The sequence below is a fragment of the Thioclava sp. JE_KL1 genome (genome assembly GCF_009296265.1).
GTDB lineage: Bacteria > Pseudomonadota > Alphaproteobacteria > Rhodobacterales > Rhodobacteraceae > Thioclava.
On sequence record NZ_WBJS01000006.1, the window covers coordinates 24,228 to 41,003 of the forward strand.

General features: G+C 64.5%; 18 protein-coding genes. 15 read left to right on the plus strand and 3 right to left on the minus strand.

Annotated elements, in window-relative coordinates; all coding sequences use genetic code 11:
- Position 1 precedes the first annotated feature (1 nt).
- The 6 genes from glyS to glmM all read left to right on the plus strand — a co-directional run bounded on the left by glyS (position 2) and on the right by glmM (position 9,140).
- On the plus strand, positions 2 to 2,062 hold the full coding sequence (gene glyS, locus F8R15_RS12310) for a glycine--tRNA ligase subunit beta (protein WP_152844779.1): 2,061 nt from the start codon (positions 2 to 4) through the stop codon (positions 2,060 to 2,062).
- Positions 2,063 to 2,227: 165 nt separating this feature from the next.
- Positions 2,228 to 4,768, plus strand: a complete 2,541-nt coding sequence (locus F8R15_RS12315) for a putative PEP-binding protein (protein WP_152844780.1) — start codon at positions 2,228 to 2,230, stop codon at positions 4,766 to 4,768.
- A gap of 256 nt (positions 4,769 to 5,024) precedes the next feature.
- On the plus strand, positions 5,025 to 5,705 hold the full coding sequence (locus F8R15_RS12320; protein WP_152844781.1) for a cell wall hydrolase: 681 nt from the start codon (positions 5,025 to 5,027) through the stop codon (positions 5,703 to 5,705).
- Between the two features lie 114 nt (positions 5,706 to 5,819).
- A complete protein-coding gene (locus tag F8R15_RS12325) occupies positions 5,820 to 6,740 on the plus strand; it encodes a dihydroneopterin aldolase (protein WP_083079029.1) in 921 nt (306 codons plus the stop codon).
- A gap of 40 nt (positions 6,741 to 6,780) precedes the next feature.
- Positions 6,781 to 7,800: a dihydropteroate synthase gene (gene folP / locus F8R15_RS12330; RefSeq protein ID WP_152844782.1), complete on the plus strand. Its 1,020-nt coding sequence runs from the start codon at positions 6,781 to 6,783 to the stop codon at positions 7,798 to 7,800.
- On the plus strand, positions 7,797 to 9,140 hold the full coding sequence (gene glmM / locus F8R15_RS12335; RefSeq protein ID WP_078548038.1) for a phosphoglucosamine mutase: 1,344 nt from the start codon (positions 7,797 to 7,799) through the stop codon (positions 9,138 to 9,140). Before folP ends, glmM begins: the two co-directional genes overlap by 4 nt.
- Positions 9,141 to 9,222: 82 nt before the next feature.
- Here glmM and F8R15_RS12340 read toward each other — a convergent pair whose 3' ends face one another.
- Positions 9,223 to 9,615 (minus strand): hypothetical protein, encoded by a 393-nt coding sequence (locus F8R15_RS12340; RefSeq protein WP_152844783.1) that lies wholly within the window; start codon positions 9,613 to 9,615, stop codon positions 9,223 to 9,225.
- Positions 9,616 to 9,776: 161 nt separating this feature from the next.
- Here F8R15_RS12340 and F8R15_RS12345 point away from each other — a divergent pair, with 161 nt between their 5' ends.
- The gene (locus F8R15_RS12345; protein ID WP_078604543.1) at positions 9,777 to 10,382 is read left to right on the plus strand and encodes a hypothetical protein; all 606 of its coding nucleotides are present in this window, start codon (positions 9,777 to 9,779) and stop codon (positions 10,380 to 10,382) included.
- A gap of 64 nt (positions 10,383 to 10,446) precedes the next feature.
- Here the strand turns inward: F8R15_RS12345 and ilvC are convergent, their stop codons facing one another.
- On the minus strand, positions 10,447 to 11,529 hold the full coding sequence (gene ilvC, locus F8R15_RS12350; RefSeq protein WP_078520579.1) for a ketol-acid reductoisomerase: 1,083 nt from the start codon (positions 11,527 to 11,529) through the stop codon (positions 10,447 to 10,449).
- A gap of 65 nt (positions 11,530 to 11,594) precedes the next feature.
- On the opposite strand from ilvC, the gene F8R15_RS12355 reads away from it, so the two are divergent.
- The 8 genes from F8R15_RS12355 (at position 11,595) to ureC (ending at position 16,383) form a co-directional block, all read left to right on the plus strand.
- Positions 11,595 to 12,053, plus strand: a complete 459-nt coding sequence (locus tag F8R15_RS12355) for an Lrp/AsnC family transcriptional regulator (protein WP_078520268.1) — start codon at positions 11,595 to 11,597, stop codon at positions 12,051 to 12,053.
- On the plus strand, positions 12,050 to 12,511 hold the full coding sequence (locus tag F8R15_RS12360; RefSeq protein WP_078520267.1) for an Lrp/AsnC family transcriptional regulator: 462 nt from the start codon (positions 12,050 to 12,052) through the stop codon (positions 12,509 to 12,511). Before F8R15_RS12355 ends, F8R15_RS12360 begins: the two co-directional genes overlap by 4 nt.
- Before the next feature lie 177 nt (positions 12,512 to 12,688).
- The gene (locus F8R15_RS12365) at positions 12,689 to 13,474 is read left to right on the plus strand and encodes an urease accessory protein UreD (protein WP_253732607.1); all 786 of its coding nucleotides are present in this window, start codon (positions 12,689 to 12,691) and stop codon (positions 13,472 to 13,474) included.
- Between the two features lie 9 nt (positions 13,475 to 13,483).
- Positions 13,484 to 13,786: an urease subunit gamma gene (locus tag F8R15_RS12370; RefSeq protein ID WP_152844785.1), complete on the plus strand. Its 303-nt coding sequence runs from the start codon at positions 13,484 to 13,486 to the stop codon at positions 13,784 to 13,786.
- 59 nt (positions 13,787 to 13,845) lie between these two features.
- The gene (locus F8R15_RS12375) at positions 13,846 to 14,025 is read left to right on the plus strand and encodes a hypothetical protein (protein WP_152844786.1); all 180 of its coding nucleotides are present in this window, start codon (positions 13,846 to 13,848) and stop codon (positions 14,023 to 14,025) included.
- Between the two features lie 4 nt (positions 14,026 to 14,029).
- Positions 14,030 to 14,335, plus strand: a complete 306-nt coding sequence (locus tag F8R15_RS12380; RefSeq protein WP_078520264.1) for an urease subunit beta — start codon at positions 14,030 to 14,032, stop codon at positions 14,333 to 14,335.
- Positions 14,336 to 14,409: 74 nt separating this feature from the next.
- Positions 14,410 to 14,676: a hypothetical protein gene (locus F8R15_RS12385; RefSeq protein ID WP_152844787.1), complete on the plus strand. Its 267-nt coding sequence runs from the start codon at positions 14,410 to 14,412 to the stop codon at positions 14,674 to 14,676.
- The gene (gene ureC / locus F8R15_RS12390) at positions 14,677 to 16,383 is read left to right on the plus strand and encodes an urease subunit alpha (protein ID WP_152844788.1); all 1,707 of its coding nucleotides are present in this window, start codon (positions 14,677 to 14,679) and stop codon (positions 16,381 to 16,383) included.
- Between the two features lie 8 nt (positions 16,384 to 16,391).
- On the opposite strand, the gene F8R15_RS12395 is transcribed toward ureC, so the two are convergent.
- Positions 16,392 to 16,736 (minus strand): hypothetical protein, encoded by a 345-nt coding sequence (locus F8R15_RS12395; protein ID WP_152844789.1) that lies wholly within the window; start codon positions 16,734 to 16,736, stop codon positions 16,392 to 16,394.
- Positions 16,737 to 16,776: the final 40 nt, after the last annotated feature.

The following is a 16,776-nucleotide window of genomic DNA, read 5'->3' on the forward strand; positions in this document are numbered from 1 at the left end:
CATGCCCGATCTTCTGATTGAACTGTTCTCCGAAGAAATCCCCGCGCGGATGCAGCCCAAGGCCCGCGAGGATCTGAAGAAACTGATCACCGATGGCGTGGTCGAGGCGGGTCTGACCTATGCCTCCGCCGGTGCTTTCTCGACCCCGCGCCGCCTGACGCTGACCGTCGAGGGGCTGACCGCGAATTCGCCGACGCTCCGCGAAGAGCGCAAGGGCCCGCGCACCGACGCGCCCGAAAAGGCGATCGAGGGCTTCCTTCGCTCGACCGGGCTGAGCATGGATCAGCTCGAGGCGCGCGACGACAAGAAGGGGCAGGTCTATTTCGCCGTGATCGAAAAGCCGGGCCGCCCCGCGACCGAGATCGTGGCCGAGGTGCTGGAGAAGACGATCCGCAACTTCCCCTGGCCGAAATCGATGCGCTGGGGCGAAGGTTCGCTGCGCTGGGTCCGCCCGCTGCATTCGATCCTCGCGATCCTGACCGACGAGGCCGGCGCGACCGTCGTGCCGCTCGAGGTGGACGGCATCAAGGCCGGCGACACCACGCGCGGCCACCGCTTCATGGCGCCCGATGTGCTTCAGGTCTCGGGCTTTGAGAGCTACGCCAAGCAGCTGAAATCCGCCAAGGTCATGCTCGACCCGAACGAGCGCGCCGAGGCGATCGACCACGATGCCGCGCAGATGGCCTTCGCCAAGGGCTGGGAAGTGGTGCCGGACAAGGGTCTGCTGGCCGAGGTCTCGGGCCTCGTCGAATGGCCCGTCACTCTGATGGGCGAGATCGACGGCGAATTCCTCGACCTGCCGCCCGAAGTGCTGCAAACCTCGATGAAAGAGCACCAGAAATTCTTCTCGGTGAAGAACCCCAAGACCGCCCGGATCGAGGGTTTCGTGACCGTTGCGAACCGCGAGACCGCCGATCACGGCGCGACGATCCTCGCGGGCAACCAGAAGGTGCTCTCGGCGCGTCTGTCGGATGCCAAGTTCTTCTGGGAAAACGACCTGCGCACCGTTCAGGCCCACGGGCTCGAAGGGATGGGCGCGGGGCTCGATGCCGTGACCTTCCATAACAAGCTGGGCTCGCAAGGCGACCGCATCCGCCGCATCGAAAACCTCGCGCGCGAAATCGCGCCGCTGGTTGGCGCGAAGCCCGATCTCGCCGCCGAGGCCGCCCGCGTCGCCAAATCCGATCTGCGCTCGGAAATGGTCTACGAATTCCCCGAGCTGCAGGGCGTGATGGGGCGCTACTACGCGCAGAAGGCCGGGCTGTCCGATGCCGTCGCCGATGCCTGCCGCGACCACTACGCGCCGCTGGGCCCGTCCGATGCTGTGCCGTCCGAGCCTGTCTCGGTCGCCGTCGCGCTCGCCGACAAGATCGACACGCTGACCGGCTTCTGGGCGATCGACGAGAAGCCCACGGGGAGCAAGGACCCCTTCGCGCTGCGTCGCGCGGCGCTGGGCGTGATCCGGTTGGTGCTGGCGAATGATCTGCGCCTGAGCCTTCAGTCGGTATTTGCCCAGGGCAATCCGGAGGCCGATACCGCCGACCTCATGTCCTTCTTCCACGACCGCCTCAAGGTCCACCTGCGCGACGCAGGCATCCGCCACGACGTGATCGACGCCGTGCTCGCCATGCCGGGCAGCGACGATCTCACCCTCGTCGTCAAACGGGCCGAGGCGCTGTCGGACTTCTTCAAGACCGACGATGGCGAGAACCTGATCCAGGGCTTCAAGCGCGCGAATAACATTCTCACGCAGGCCGAGGAAAAGGACGGGGTGGAATACAGCTTCGGCGCCGATCCGAAATTCGCGGAAACCGACGAGGAAAAGGCCCTCTTCGCCGCGCTCGACGCCGCCGAAGCCAAGATCGCTCCGGCGATGGCAGACGAAGATTTCGCCGCTGCGATGTCCGCGATGGCCGACCTGCGCGCGCCGATCGACGCCTTCTTCGAGGCGGTGCAGATCAACGCCGAAAACCCGATCCTGCGGCGCAACCGCCTGAACCTGCTTTCGCGCATCCGGCAGATCTGTCTCGATGTGGCCGACCTCACCAAGATCGAAGGCTGATCCTTCCTCTTGGTGTAAATATCCCCGCCGGAGGCGCCCCCACGGCGCCTCCTGTCGCAAGGCCGAAACAGGGCGGGCCAGTGACGCCACGTCTTCTGTCCGAATGTCACACTTGCGAGGGCGGGGAATCAGCCTATCCTGCGTCGAGAGAGAAGGCGCGCTGCAATGCAGAAACCCGTTGAAAACGCTGATTTTGTGACCCTTACGCCCACGGCGTCGGTCGATAAGGCGCGTCACGGCTGGCGCGCGAAATGCCTTCAACGGCTGATCCGGCTCGACCTTCCCGTCCCGAAAACCGTCGCTCTGCCCGCCGAAACGGTGCGCGCGATTGCCTCGGGACAGGTTTTCGACATGGCCGCGATCGCGGATTGCTTCGGGCCGCAGATGCTGGTCTCGGTGCGGCCGAGCCCGGAAAATCCCGAATGGGGCGGGCCGGGCACGGTGCTCAATGTCGGCATGAATGACGACATGCATGCGGTGCTGTCGAATACCCATGGGAGTGAGGCCGCCGACGCGCTCTATCTGCGCTTCGTGCAGCTCTACTCGATCCATGTCGCGCGGCTCGATCCGGACATGTTCCAGCAGGAGCCCGGGCCGGGTGCGCTGGAAGCGGCGCTCGACGCCTATGAAGAGGAAACCGACGAGCGTTTCCCGCAATCGGGCGCCCAGCAGCTGGCCGAGGTGCTGCGCTCTATGGCGCGGGCTTGGGAGGGCACGACGGCGCGGCTCCTGCGGCAGGCCAAGGGCGCGCCGCCTGATGCGGTGCTGGGGCTTCTGGTGCAGGAGATGGCGCTGGGGATCGGGCCGGGCCTGTCGGGCTCGGGCACGATGCAATTCGTCGATAGCGTGACCGGGGCGCCGCAGATCACCGGGCGGTTCCGCGGCCAGAGCCAGGGCCGCACGAGCGCGGTCGAGACGCTCTATCTCACGCGCGACCCGCGCGGGGCCTCGCTCGAAGAGGCGGATGGCCGCGTCTTCGACACGCTGAAGGATTACGGCGCGCGCTGCCGGGTGAAGCTGCGCGAAGAGATGCAGATCGAGTTCACCATCGAGAGCGGCAAGGTCCATGTGATCGACGCGGTGCGGGTGCCGCGCTCGTCGCGGGCTGCCGTCCGCATCGCGGTGGCGCTGGCCAATGACGATGTGATCTCGCGCGAGGATGCGCTGCTGCGGGTCGAGCCGCGCGCCATCACCGAGCTTCTGCACTATCAGGTCGATCCGCGTGCGCCGCGCGATGTGCTGGCGCGCGGGATCGCGGCCTCTCCGGGGGCGGCGACCGGCAAGGTCGTGTTCTCTGCGGCGGCCGCGCAGGCCTCTGCGGCACGCGACGAGCCCTGCATCCTCGTGCGTCGCGAAACCTCTCCCGAAGATATCCGCGGGATGCATGCGGCCGTCGCCGTGCTGACCGAACGCGGCGGGATGACTTCCCACGCGGCGGTGATCGCGCGCGGTCTGGGCCTGCCCTGCATCGTCGGCGCCGAGATCGAGATCAACAGCCGCGAGCGTCAGTTCCGCGGTCCCAAGGGGCGGCTGTTCCGCGAGGGCGACACGATCACGCTCGACGGGACCAATGGCGAGGTGCTGGTGGGGACGGCAGAGATGCTCGCGCCCGCGCTGGATGACGGGTTCCGCACGCTTCTGAGCTGGGCCGATCTGGTGCGCGATATCGGTATCCGCGCCAATGCCGACACGCCGGAGGATGCGCGCACTGCGCTGATGTTCGAGGCGGACGGGATCGGGCTGTGCCGGACTGAGCATATGTTCTTCGACGAAGACCGCCTGACGGTGATGCGCGAGATGATCTTCGCCGACGGGCCGGAAGATCGCCGTGCCGCTCTCGACCGATTGCTGCCGATGCAGCGGGACGATTTCGGGGCGCTGTTCGAACTGATGAAGGGGGAGCCGGTCTGCATCCGTCTCTTCGACCCGCCGCTGCACGAATTCCTGCCGCATGACCGCGAGGGGATGCGCGAACTGGCCGAGGCGCTGGACCGTCCGCTGTCCGAGGTCACGCGCCGGGTGGAGGCCCTGTCCGAGTTCAACCCGATGCTGGGGATGCGCGGCGTGCGCTTGGGCGTGACCGTGCCCGAGATCTACGACATGCAGGCCCGCGCGATCTTCGAGGCCACCGTGGAGGCGCTTCGCCGGGGCGCCGAGGTGGTGCCGGAGATCATGATCCCGCTCGTCTCCGCCTCGCGCGAGGTGGAGATCGTGAAAACTCGGGTCGATGCGGTCGCCGCCGCCGTGCGCACCGAGACCAAGGAAGATTTCACCTACCGCCTCGGCGTAATGGTGGAGACGCCCCGTGCGGCCCTGCGCGCCGGTGAGATCGCCGAACACGCGGCCTTCCTGTCCTTCGGGACCAACGACCTCACGCAGATGACCTACGGGCTCTCCCGCGACGATGCGGGCCGCTTCATGTCGACCTATGTGAACCAGCAGGTCTATAGCGAAGACCCGTTCCATATCCTCGATGTAGAGGGGGTAGGGGAGTTGCTGCTTATCGGGGCTGCGCGCGGACGCTCCGCCCGGCCCGATGTCACGATCTCCGTCTGCGGCGAACATGGCGGAAACCCCGAATCAATCGCCTTCTGCCGGGCTGCGGGATTCGATTATGTCTCCTGTTCGCCTTTCCGGGTGCCGGTCGCTCGTCTCGCCGCTGCCCATTTCGCACTCCTTGCGCCGCGCGGTCGATCTTTTCCCTAGAGGTAAGGTCACAGAAGCGAAAATTTGGCCGTTTTTCTCAAATACCATTGGCAAATCTTCGCGCGTCGCGATATGCGATTCGACAGGGACATAGCACGCAAATCACCGTGCATTTTGGCAAGATTCCGCCGTGACTCCGTAGGGGGTCGCGCATTTTTTCGTGAAAACCTAGACATGGATAGCTCGCTCGGGTAAGCGATGCGCCGTCGCGGCTCAATGGGGGGTGCGCGGCGATTGACCTTATCGGAAGAAAACCATGTCACTGCTGAAAAGCTGGACGGGGGGTGCTGCCATCCTCCTCGCCCTCGCCGGAGGCTTGCGTGCCGAAGTCACGGTAAGCCAGTCGAACGACCCCACTGAGGTCGCCGAACAAGGACTGATGTCGGTCCTGTGGACGGAGCGCTCCGCAATGAGCGCGATCGACAAGCGACGCGTCACCGCGCTCACCATGGCGCCGGAACGCTCGAAAAAACATGCGACTCTGCCGGAAGTCCTTTCGGCCAAGTGGCTGGCCGCGCAACCCGCTGCCAAGGGTGGCGAGCAGTTCCAATGTCTCTCGCAGGCGCTTTACTTCGAAGCGCGTGGCGAAGGCGTGAAGGGCCAGCAGGCCGTCGCCGAGGTCATCCTGAACCGTGTCGACGATCCGCGCTTCCCCAGTTCGATCTGCGGCGTTGTCCATCAGGGCAATTCGCGCGCCTGCCAGTTCAGCTGGTATTGCGACGGTCGCTCCGACACCGTCCGCAACAAGGGGGCCTACGCCGAAGTCGCGAAAGTCGCCCGGGCGATGATCGATGGCGCGCCGCGCTCGCTGACCGATGGGGCGACCTACTTCCACACGCGCGCCGTGCGCCCGAGCTGGTCGCGCCGCTTCGCGAAAACCGCGTCGATCGGCCATCACATCTTCTACGCCAACCCGGTGCGCACCGCCTCGAACTGAGGCCGCGCTTTCAGGGGCCCGCGTCGCGGGCGGGCGATGAAATGACGGTTGAGGGTGGGCTTCGGTCCGCCCTTTTTCTATGCTCGACATGACTGAAAAATTCCCGAGGCGCGCATGAGTTCCGATATTTCCCTCGCCTTCTCGCATCCCGAAGCGCGGGCGGCGGCCTCTGCGCCGACCGACCCCCGGGATCGCATCTCGCTGCGCGACCATGTGGTGGAGGCCGATATCGGTGCCTTCCAGCAGGAGCGTGGCCACACACAGCGCCTGCAGTTCAATGTCGTCGTCGAGGTGCGTCCCACGCCGGAGCCGCTCGAAGACGACGTGGATCGCATCCTCTCCTATGACCGGATTACCGAGGCGATCGCGGCGGAATTGGCCGAGGAACGGGTGAACCTGCTGGAGACGCTCGCGGCCGGTGTAGCAGAGCGTATCCTCGCCAGCCCGCAGGCGATGCGCGTTTTCGTGCGGATCGAAAAGCTCGACCGCGGCCCCGGCGCGCTCGGCGTCGAGATCGTGCGCTCCCGCGCCTCCGTGCCGGTGAAAAGCGTCGATGAGAGCGGGGTGGAGGAAAGCTTGCACCCGGTCGTGGCCTATCTCTCCAACGCCGCTATCGACGCGCCGGACCTGGCGGCGCGGCTCGACGTGCTGCAGGAGACGGGCCATCCCGTGATCCTTGCCGTGGGGCTGCCCGACGGCGCCGTGCCCGAAAGCGGGCAGGGGCCCACGCAGCGCCGCATCGACCTTCTCGCGATCGAGCAGAACGCATGGCGGCTCGCGGCCCGCGATCCGCGCTGCGTTGTGGTGGCGACCCGCACCGAGATCGACTGGGCGATGCGCCACGGCCAGATGGTCGTCTGGGCGCCCTCCAAGATCGTGCTGGACGCGACTGACGGCCCGAAAAGCCCCGCGCGCGACGCGATGGCGCTGGCGCTGTGGCTGGCCGAGCAGATGGCCGCGACCCGGCTGGAAGTTCACGGGACTGTTTCAGCCCCGGCAGGAAGCCGCGTGCCGGTCGAGACGCGCCCGCTCTGAACGGCTTGAACTCTCGGGCGCAATCGGGTGAATGGTGCGCATGGAGAAGCTCTATTATCGACCCGTCGCCCGAACCGACTCCGCCCGTCCCGACACGGCCCTGACCCTCGCCGGGGGCTGGTGCTGGTTCGATGAGGTGGAGATTCTGCGCCGCGATGGCGAGCCCGAGATCATCCCCGCAGCCCATCTGCCCGAAGAGGTGATGGAGCGGCTGTGCACCCCGCGCACCCCGGTCGCCGGGATCACGCTCGATGCGCCGCGGATCATGGGCATTCTGAACGTCACGCCTGACAGCTTCTCCGATGGCGGACGCTTCGACGTCGAGGACGCCGCGATCGAGCGCGCCGTTGCGCTGCGCAAGATGGGCGCCGACATTCTCGACATCGGCGGCGAGTCGACCCGTCCCGGCGCCACGGAAGTCGAGGAAGACGAAGAGATCGCCCGCACCGCGCCCGTGATTGCCGCGCTGCGCGATGCCGATTTCGACGCGCCGATCTCCATCGACACCCGCAAGTCGCTAGTCGCTGATCAGGCGCTGGAGGCGGGGGCTGCGATGTTCAACGATGTCTCCGCGATGGAATTCGATCCGGCGATGGTCGAGGTCGCGCAGGTCTCCGGCGCGCCGATCTGCCTGATGCATGCGCAGGGCCTGCCCGAGACGATGCAGGACGATCCGCGCTACACCGATGTGCTGCTCGACGTCTATGACTATCTCGAAGACCGCATCGCGCTGGCCGAGGATTACGGCATCGCGCGCGAGGCGATCATCGCCGACCCCGGTATCGGCTTCGGCAAGACCGCGCAGCACAATCTCGCCCTGATCCGCGGTCTCAGCCTGTTTCACGGGCTGGGCTGCCCGGTGCTGCTCGGCGTGTCGCGCAAACGCTTCATCGGGGCCGTGGGCGGCGCCGAGGAGGCCGATAGCCGCGCCCCCGGTACTTTGGCCGTGACGCTCGCCGGGCTCGATCAGGGCATTCAAATTCACCGCGTCCACGATGTGGCCGAGATCGCCCAAGGCATCCGGCTCTGGGACGCGATTAAAAGAGGTTTTGAGGAATGAGCAGGAAGCTTTTTGGCACCGATGGTGTCCGCGGCGAGGCCAATTCCGGCAACATGACCGCCGAGATGGCGCTGAAACTGGGCGCTGCGGCGGGCCGCTATTTCCGGCAGGACGACTCACGCGGCCACCGGGTCGTGATCGGCAAGGACACGCGGCTCTCGGGCTACATGTTCGAGAACGCGCTGACGGCGGGTCTGACCTCGACGGGGATGAACGTGCTGCTGCTCGGCCCGGTGCCGACGCCCGCCGTTGGCTACCTGACCCGTTCGATGCGCGCGGATATGGGGATCATGATCTCCGCCAGTCACAACCCGGCCAAGGATAACGGGATCAAGTTCTTCGGTCCCGACGGGTTCAAGCTCAGCGACGAGGCCGAGACCGAAATCGAGGCGATGCTGGACACCGATATCCGCCTCGCGCGCCCCGAGAATATCGGCCGCGCCAAGCGGATCGACGACGGTCTGGGGCGCTATGTCGAATATGCCAAGACCACCTTCCCGAAGCTGCGCAAGCCCGACCTGAAAGTGGTCGTCGATTGCGCCAATGGGGCGGCCTATCGTGCGGCGCCGGCGGTTCTGTGGGAGCTCGGCTGTGAGGTGATCCCGGTCGGCGTCTCGCCCGACGGGCGCAATATCAACGACGGCTGCGGCTCGACCCATGTCAGCACCTGCGCCGAGGCCGTGGTGGCCCATGGCGCCGATCTCGGGATCTCACTCGACGGTGATGCGGACCGGGTGATGATCATCGACGAGACCGGCCATGTGGCCGATGGCGATCAGATCATGGCGCTGTTTGCGAAACGCTGGGCTGAATCCGGTCAGCTGTCTGGCGGCGCGCTGGTGGCGACCGTGATGTCCAATCTGGGGCTGGAGCGTTTCCTCGAGGCCGAGGGGCTGCGGCTCGAGCGCACCAAGGTCGGCGACCGCTACGTGGTCGAGCGGATGCGTGAAGGCGGCTTCAATCTGGGCGGCGAGCAATCGGGTCATATCGTCATGACCGACTACGCCACGACCGGCGACGGCCTGATGGCGGGGCTGCAATTCCTCGCCGCGATGGTCGAGACCGGCTTGCGCGCCTCCGACCTCGTGCGGCAATTCGAGACCGTGCCGCAAATGTTGAAAAACGTAAGGTATCAGGCGGGGCAGGAGCCTCTGAGCGCCGATAATGTTGCAAAAGCGATATTGGACGCGGAGACCCGTCTGAACGGTCAGGGCCGTCTTCTGATCCGCAAATCCGGCACTGAGCCGCTGATCCGCGTGATGGCGGAATGCGAGGACGAGGGCCTGCTGGAAGCGACCGTCGACAGCATCGTCGCCGCCGTCGAGGCCGAAACCGCGTAAGGGGGCTCTGCCCCCGGCCTACGGCCGTCCCCGGGATATTTTGAAAGAGCGAAGTAGAGGGGGCGGCACGCCCCCTTTTTTCTTACCCGCCGAAGAGGCCCAGCCCCAGCCAGATCAGGGCGACCGCTTCGAACACGGTCCAAAGCACGCCGACCCAGCGCCAGAAAGTCGGGCCGGCCTCCGCGCGCCAGACCGAGCGGGTCAAACCGATCAACACAGCGATCCGGTAGATCCCGGCGGCCACGGCGAAGCTTCCAAAGAAGCCGCCAAGATGGCCTGGCGAGATCAGCGCGGTGAACAGCGCGAGGATCACGATCAACGGCACCACCACCAGCGCGGGTCCGTAATTGCCCGCCCAGAACGTATCTCCCGGCGCGAGCCGCCCGGCGAAGAGATCGCCGAACCATCTCGGGGTGAAGAATTTTGCGCGCTCCTCGAAGATCGCTTCGAGTTCCTCGTGGTCGGGTTCGGCCATCTGCTTCCCTTTCAATTCGCGGAACTGTGACAAGAAACCCGTAGCCCCGCAAGGCGGCGCGCTGCCGCGGTCAGCGTCTGGAGTGACCAAAACGTGACTGAACTTCAAGGCCTTCCGCGGCTTTGGAGCAATGGAGGGGCGATATTTACCGGAGGTGCGTCATGGACCAATCATCCATTTTTCCCACATCAGATTTCTGGCCGCTCGCGATCGGCTTCCTATCGCTCTCGATCAACTATTTTGTCCAGGGCGGCGCGGCCGTCGCCAACGGCCCGAGCTGGTCCGGCGACCCGCTGGCGCAGGAGCGCACCTTGGGGCTCTGGGGCATCTTCCTCGGCGGGTTCGGCCAACTTCTGACCGGCATCTACCTGATGATCGGCCTGACATGGTTTCCGGTCTTCGCCAATGCCGCGCCGCTCTACATGGCGGCTGTCGCCTTTTCGCTCTACGGCATCCACTGGTTCGTCATCGGGTTGCGTCGCTACACCCATTCCGATCCCGGGCCCGAGGCGTGGATGGCGATCCCGCTGTTCGGTCTGAGCGCGATGGGCACGATCTCGTTCTGGGGCAATGGCGACATCCCCGCCGCGATCCTCTTCATCGGCCTGATGCTGATCTACCTCGCCGAATTCGGCGCGCGCTGGACCAATAGCGAGACGGCGGAAAAAGCGGGCGGCGTGTTCCAGCTGCTGACCGGCGTGTGGCTCTTCTACCTCGCCTGGGGCGTGACGATGAACATGGCCAACGGCGCGAGCTACTGGGTGTAACCCCACATATAAAAGAACCCCCGGCGCATAGGCCGGGGGTCTGATCTCGTCGCTGTCGTGCAGATCAGTTGCGCGACTTGTCGACCATCTTGCCCTTGGAGATCCAGGGCATCATGGCGCGCAGCTTCTCGCCGACCTGCTCGATTTCGTGCTCGTCGTTGATGCGACGGGTCGCCTTGAAGAAGGGCTGGCCGACCGCGTTTTCCTGCATGAAGTCACGCACGAATTTGCCGGTCTGGATGTCGGTGAGGACGTCCTTCATGCGCTTCTTGGTTTCCTCGTAGGGGAGGATGCGCGGACCCGAGACATACTCGCCATATTCGGCGGTGTTCGAGATCGAGTAGTTCATGTTCGCGATGCCGCCTTCATAGATCAGGTCGACGATCAGCTTCACTTCGTGGAGGCACTCGAAATAGGCCATTTCCGGCTCGTAACCGGCTTCCACGAGGGTCTCGAAGCCCATGCGGATCAGCTCGACGAGGCCGCCGCAGAGAACCGCTTGCTCGCCGAAGAGGTCGGTTTCGCATTCCTGACGGAAGTTGGTCTCGATGATGCCCGAGCGGCCGCCACCGATGGCCGAGCAGTAGCTCAGCGCGATGTCCTGCGCCTTGCCGGTCGCGTCGTTCTCGACCGCGAAGAGGCACGGCACGCCGCCGCCCTTGGTGTATTCGCCGCGCACGGTGTGACCCGGGCCTTTCGGCGCCATCATGATCACGTCGATGCCGGGCTTCGGCTCGATCAGGCCGAAATGCACGTTCAGGCCGTGGGCGAATGCGATCGCCGAGCCGTCTTTCAGGTTGTCATGGACGTACTTCTTGTAGGTCTCGGCCTGAAGTTCGTCGGGCATGGTGAACATGATCACGTCGCACCAGGCAGCCGCTTCGGCGATACCCATCACCTGCAGGCCTTCGGCTTCGGCTTTCGCTTTCGAGGGCGATCCGTCGCGCAGCGCCACGGCCACGTTCTTCGCGCCCGAGTCGCGCAGGTTCAGCGCGTGGGCGTGGCCCTGCGAGCCGTAGCCCAGAATGGCGACTTTCTTGTCCTTGATCAGGTTCACATCGCAATCGCGATCGTAATAGACGCGCATGGCGTTCCTCCTTTTTGTCTGAGGGTGAGAATAGGAGGTTCTGCGGAAATATGCGTTCAGAAGTTGAGCGTAACCGCTAAAGAGGATAAAAATAATTCGCACTTTCAGATTAAATCGGAAAAATCATGCAGATCGACGATACGGACCGACGGATATTGCGTCAGATGATGGCGGAGCCGGGTCTTCCCTCGGCCGAACTGGCCGAGCGCGCGGGCGTCACGCCCGCGACCTGTTGGCGCCGGATCGAGAAGCTGCGCGAAGGAGGGGTGATCCGTGGCGAAGAGGCGCTGATCGACTGGCACGCGCTCGGCTGGGCGGTCGAGGTGTCCCTGCGCTTCACCTTGGATAAGACCAATCCGCGCGCTTTCGACGAATTCACCGCCGCCGCGCGAGAGGTTCCGGAAGTCATTGAAATCCAAAGCTTCCTCGGCTCCACCGATATGCGCCTGCAGGTCATCGCCCGCGACATGGCGCATTATCAGGAGATCTACCGCAACCGCATTCTGACCCTGCCGCATATCGCCGAACTCGATGCCCTGATGCTGATCTCGACGATCAAATCCAGCGCGGAGCTACCGATATGAGCCTTGATCTCGACGATTTCGACCGCCAGCTGCTGCGGGCGCTGAGCCGCGATTCCACGCAGAGCGCGGGCGCGTTGGGGCGCAAGCTCGGGCTCTCCCAGCCCGCGACATGGCGCCGAATCCGCCGGATGCAGGAGGCGGGCGTGATCGCGGGGCGCCGTGTGATCGTCGATCCCGAGGCGCTGGGCTTCGGCGTGACGGTGTTTCTGGGCGTGAAGCTCGCCGCGAAAGGTCGCGTCAGCCTTGAGGATTTCGAACGCGCAGTGACCGCGATCCCGGAGGTGCAGCTCGTGCAGCACGTCCTCGGGCTCTTCGATTACCGGCTGCGCGTCACTGCGCGCGATCTGCCCGATTTCGAACGGGTTTTGCGGCGTCGGATCATGACCTTGCCCGGCGTCGGGCAGGTCGAGGCGAATGTACTGCTCAACGAAGAACGCCGCCCCGGTCCTCTGGGTTGATTCATTACAGTTGAAAAATTGGGCAAACTGCGCGTGAAATGGGCGCGGCTGCCGTTGTGCTTTGGTCAAAGCCAAATCTGCGCGTGCAAGGCATGGACCGCCCCGTTGGTGCGGTTTTGGATCGGGAGGGAGGGACCCATGTTCGACGCGAAAATACAGACTACGGCTGCAGTCGAGATGCAGCGTTCGCGCGGCGTGGCGCGGGCCGCTTTCTCCGGTGCGCGGCTGACCGGCCTCCATCAAAGCGGGTCCGCGAAAGCCATTCTGCCGCGCGTTCCGGGCGCGGCAGAAGTGGTTTTCCTGAATACTTCCGGTGGCTTGGCCTCTGGAGACCGGCTTTCCTACAAGACCGATCTGGAAGATGGCGCGAAGCTCGTGGCGACGACCCAAGCCGCCGAGCGCGCCTATCGCGCCGACGGTGATCAGGCGCAGGTCGAGGTGCATCACACTGTAGGCGCCGGGTGCCATCTCGATTGGTTGCCGCAGGAGACGATCCTGTTCGATCGCGCGAAACTGGCCCGCGACACGACGATTTCGCTGGCCGCCGATGCGTCTTGCCTGATGCTCGAGGCGGTGGTTCTGGGCCGGATCGCGATGGGCGAGCGGGTGCAGGACTTGCAGTTTTTCGACATGCGCCGGATCGATCGCGCCGGAAAGCCTGTGTTTTTCGAGCCCTTCTTGCTGAATTCCAACATTTTGGCCAAGGGCGCGCGCAGTGCGGTTCTGGGCGAGGCGCGCGCTTTCGCGACGCTCGTTCTCTGCCAGCAAGGCGCCGAAGAAGCGGTGGAGCCCCTCCGCGCGGTGCTCGACGAGCCGGGCGTCGAAGGGACGGCTTCGGGGTTCGACGGGAAATGCGTCATTCGCTTGCTTGCGCGGGACGGTTGGCCGATGCGACGACAAATTCTACGACTTTTCAATACGTTGCGACGCGGTGAAGCGGCGCCGCGCGTGTGGCAGATCTGAGGGAATACGATGAACCTGACACCGAGGGAAAAGGACAAGCTGCTGATCAGCGTTGCCGCGATGGTCGCGCGCAGTCGGCTGGAACGCGGCGTGAAGCTCAATCACCCGGAAGCCATTGCAATCATTTCGGATTTCGTCGTCGAGGGGGCCCGCGAAGGGCGCTCCGTCGCCGATCTGATGGAGGCGGGGGCAGGGGTGATCTCGGCTGATCAATGCATGGAGGGCATCCCCGAGATGATCCATTCCATTCAGGTCGAAGCGACCTTCCCGGACGGCACCAAGCTCGTCACCGTCCACCATCCGATCCGCTGAGATAAGTTCAGCTTATACAGACCGACCCGAAATAAGTTTTTCTAATGAAAGGCCGTCCGATGAAACTTGTAGCTGCTCTCGCCGTCCTCGCGCCCACTGCCGCGCTGGCCCATCCCGGCCACAGCGCGGGGAGCACATGGTTCTTCCACGACGGTCCGCTGATCGGGCTGCTCGCGCTCGCAGCGGTTGCCTATGTCGGACCGGAACTGGCGCGTGCGCTGCGTCGCAACAAGGAGTGAGCCGATGATCCCCGGAGAAATCCTGCCCGCGGCGGGCGAGATCACGCTGAATGAGGGCTGCGAGGCGATCACGCTGATGGTCGCCAATACCGGCGACCGCCCGGTGCAGGTCGGCTCGCATTACCATTTCGCGGAGACCAATCCGGGGTTGGAGTTCGACCGGGACGCCGCACGCGGCTACCGTCTGGACATCGCGGCCGGAACGGCGGTGCGGTTCGAGCCGGGCCAGAGCCGCGAAGTGCGGCTGGTGCCCTATCGCGGCTCGCGCGAAGTCTATGGATTCAACCAGAAAGTTATGGGGGCGCTCTGATGGAGTGTGCCTATAACCAGCCCTTGAATTTGGCGATAGCTAGTCCCGCGGTTAGGGCCGCGATGAGAAGTGATATGGATAGCTCGGTAAGTGACAAGGTGTTCTCCAATGAAGACTCGTTGAGTAAGACTAGGGAACAGAGCTTTGAAAAGGCAATCTGGATAAGTCGCGGGAAAATCCACGATTATGTACCTAGTTTGCAGTCGATATGGTGTCGCCGAGCTGATGGCGGCGCAATATATGGTGTCATCCCTTCCGTCGGAATTGATGGCAAGCAAATTGATCCACAAGTTGCCCACCGCTCTATCCACAGAAAAACAAAACCGACTTTGGAGGTCTGAATGCCGGCCACGATCTCGCGTAGCACCTATGCCGATATGTTCGGCCCCACCACCGGCGACCGGGTGCGGCTCGCCGATACCGATCTGATCATCGAGGTCGAGCGCGACCTGACCACCTATGGCGAGGAGGTCAAGTTTGGCGGCGGCAAAGTGATCCGCGACGGCATGGGGCAAAGCCAGATTTCCCGCGCGGGCGGCGCGGTCGATACGGTCATCACCAATGCGCTGATCGTGGACCATTCGGGGATCTACAAGGCGGATGTCGGCCTGAAGAGTGGGCAGATCGTGGCGATTGGCAAGGCGGGCAATCCGGACACGCAGCCGAATGTCGACATCATCATCGGGCCGGGGACGGAAGTCATTGCCGCGGAAGGGAAAATCCTGACCGCTGGCGGGTTCGACGCGCATATCCATTTCATCTGCCCGCAGCAGATCGAGGATGCGCTGGCGTCGGGGATGACGACGATGCTGGGCGGCGGCACGGGCCCCGCGCATGGCACGCTGGCCACGACCTGCACGCCGGGGCCGTGGCACATCGCGCGGATGCTGCAGAGCTTCGATGCGCTGCCGGTCAACCTCGCGCTGTCGGGCAAGGGCAATGCCTCGCGGCCCGAGGCGCTGGTCGAGATGGTCGAGGGCGGTGCCTGCGCGCTGAAACTGCACGAGGATTGGGGCACGACGCCGGGCGCGATCGATTGCTGCCTGTCGGTGGCCGACGACATGGATGTGCAGGTGATGATCCATACCGACACGCTCAACGAGAGCGGTTTCGTCGAGAATACGCTGGCCGCGATCAAGGGGCGCACGATCCACGCTTTCCACACCGAAGGCGCGGGGGGCGGCCATGCGCCGGATATCCTGAGGGTGGTGAGCGCGCCGAACGTGATCCCGTCTTCGACCAACCCGACGCGGCCCTATACCGGCAACACGATCGAAGAGCATCTCGATATGCTGATGGTGTGTCACCACCTCGACAACAAGGTGCCCGAGGATGTGGCCTTCGCCGAAAGCCGTATCCGCAAAGAGACGATCGCGGCCGAGGATATCCTGCATGACATGGGCGCGATGTCGATCATCAGTTCGGACAGTCAGGCGATGGGGCGCGTGGGCGAGGTGATCATTCGCTGCTGGCAGACCGCGGACAAGATGCGCAAACAGCGCGGGCGGTTGCCGGAAGAGCAGGGCGATAATGACAATGTGCGGGTGAAGCGGTTCATCGCGAAATACACGATCAACCCGGCGATCACCCACGGGATGAGCCAGCATATCGGCTCGATCGAAGTGGGGAAGCGTGCCGATCTGGTGCTGTGGAATCCGGCCTTCTTCGGCGCGAAGCCCGAAATGGTGCTGATCGGGGGCTCGATCGTCTCGGCGCAGATGGGCGATCCGAACGGCTCGATCCCGGCACAGCCTTTCTATACGCGCAACATGTTCGGGGCGCTGGGTGGCGCGCGGCATGCGAGTTCCGTCACCTTCATCAGTCAGGCGGCGCAGGCCAACGGGCTGGCGGCGAGCCTTGGTCTGCAGAAGCAGACGCTTGCCGTCGAGGGCACACGCGGCATAGGCAAGGCGCAGATGATCCACAATGCGGCGACGCCCGAGATCGACGTGCATCCCGAGACCTACGAGGTGCGCGCGGATGGCGAATTGCTGACCTGCGCGCCTGCGGAGGTTCTGCCGCTGGCACAGCGTTACTTCCTCTTCTGAGGATGGCGTCAGCCGCCGGATACGAGGCGCAGCCCGCGATCCGTGTCCCTGACGAGTTCGGGCAGGCTATGTCTGGTCGGGTCATGCGGTCGGGTCTGCAGCGTGCGGGTCACTTTCTCGCGCTGAAAGGCCGGGTCGGAGCGGATTTCGGGCGGCAGCAGGCGCGGCTCCAGCACCTGGCGGCGGCTGGTGACGATCTCCACCTTCGTCCAGCGGCCGAGACAGGGCATGTCGGGCTGGGTAAGATAGGCTTCGCGCAGCTCTGCCTCGCGGCGTTTGAGTTGTGCGATCTGCGCGCGGATCTGGGCCAGCTCGTCCGCGGGAGTGCGCGGTTCGAAGCAATGGTGGAACATTGAAAGACTCCTTTGCTGCAGAGCAGTCTGCGGTCGGAGG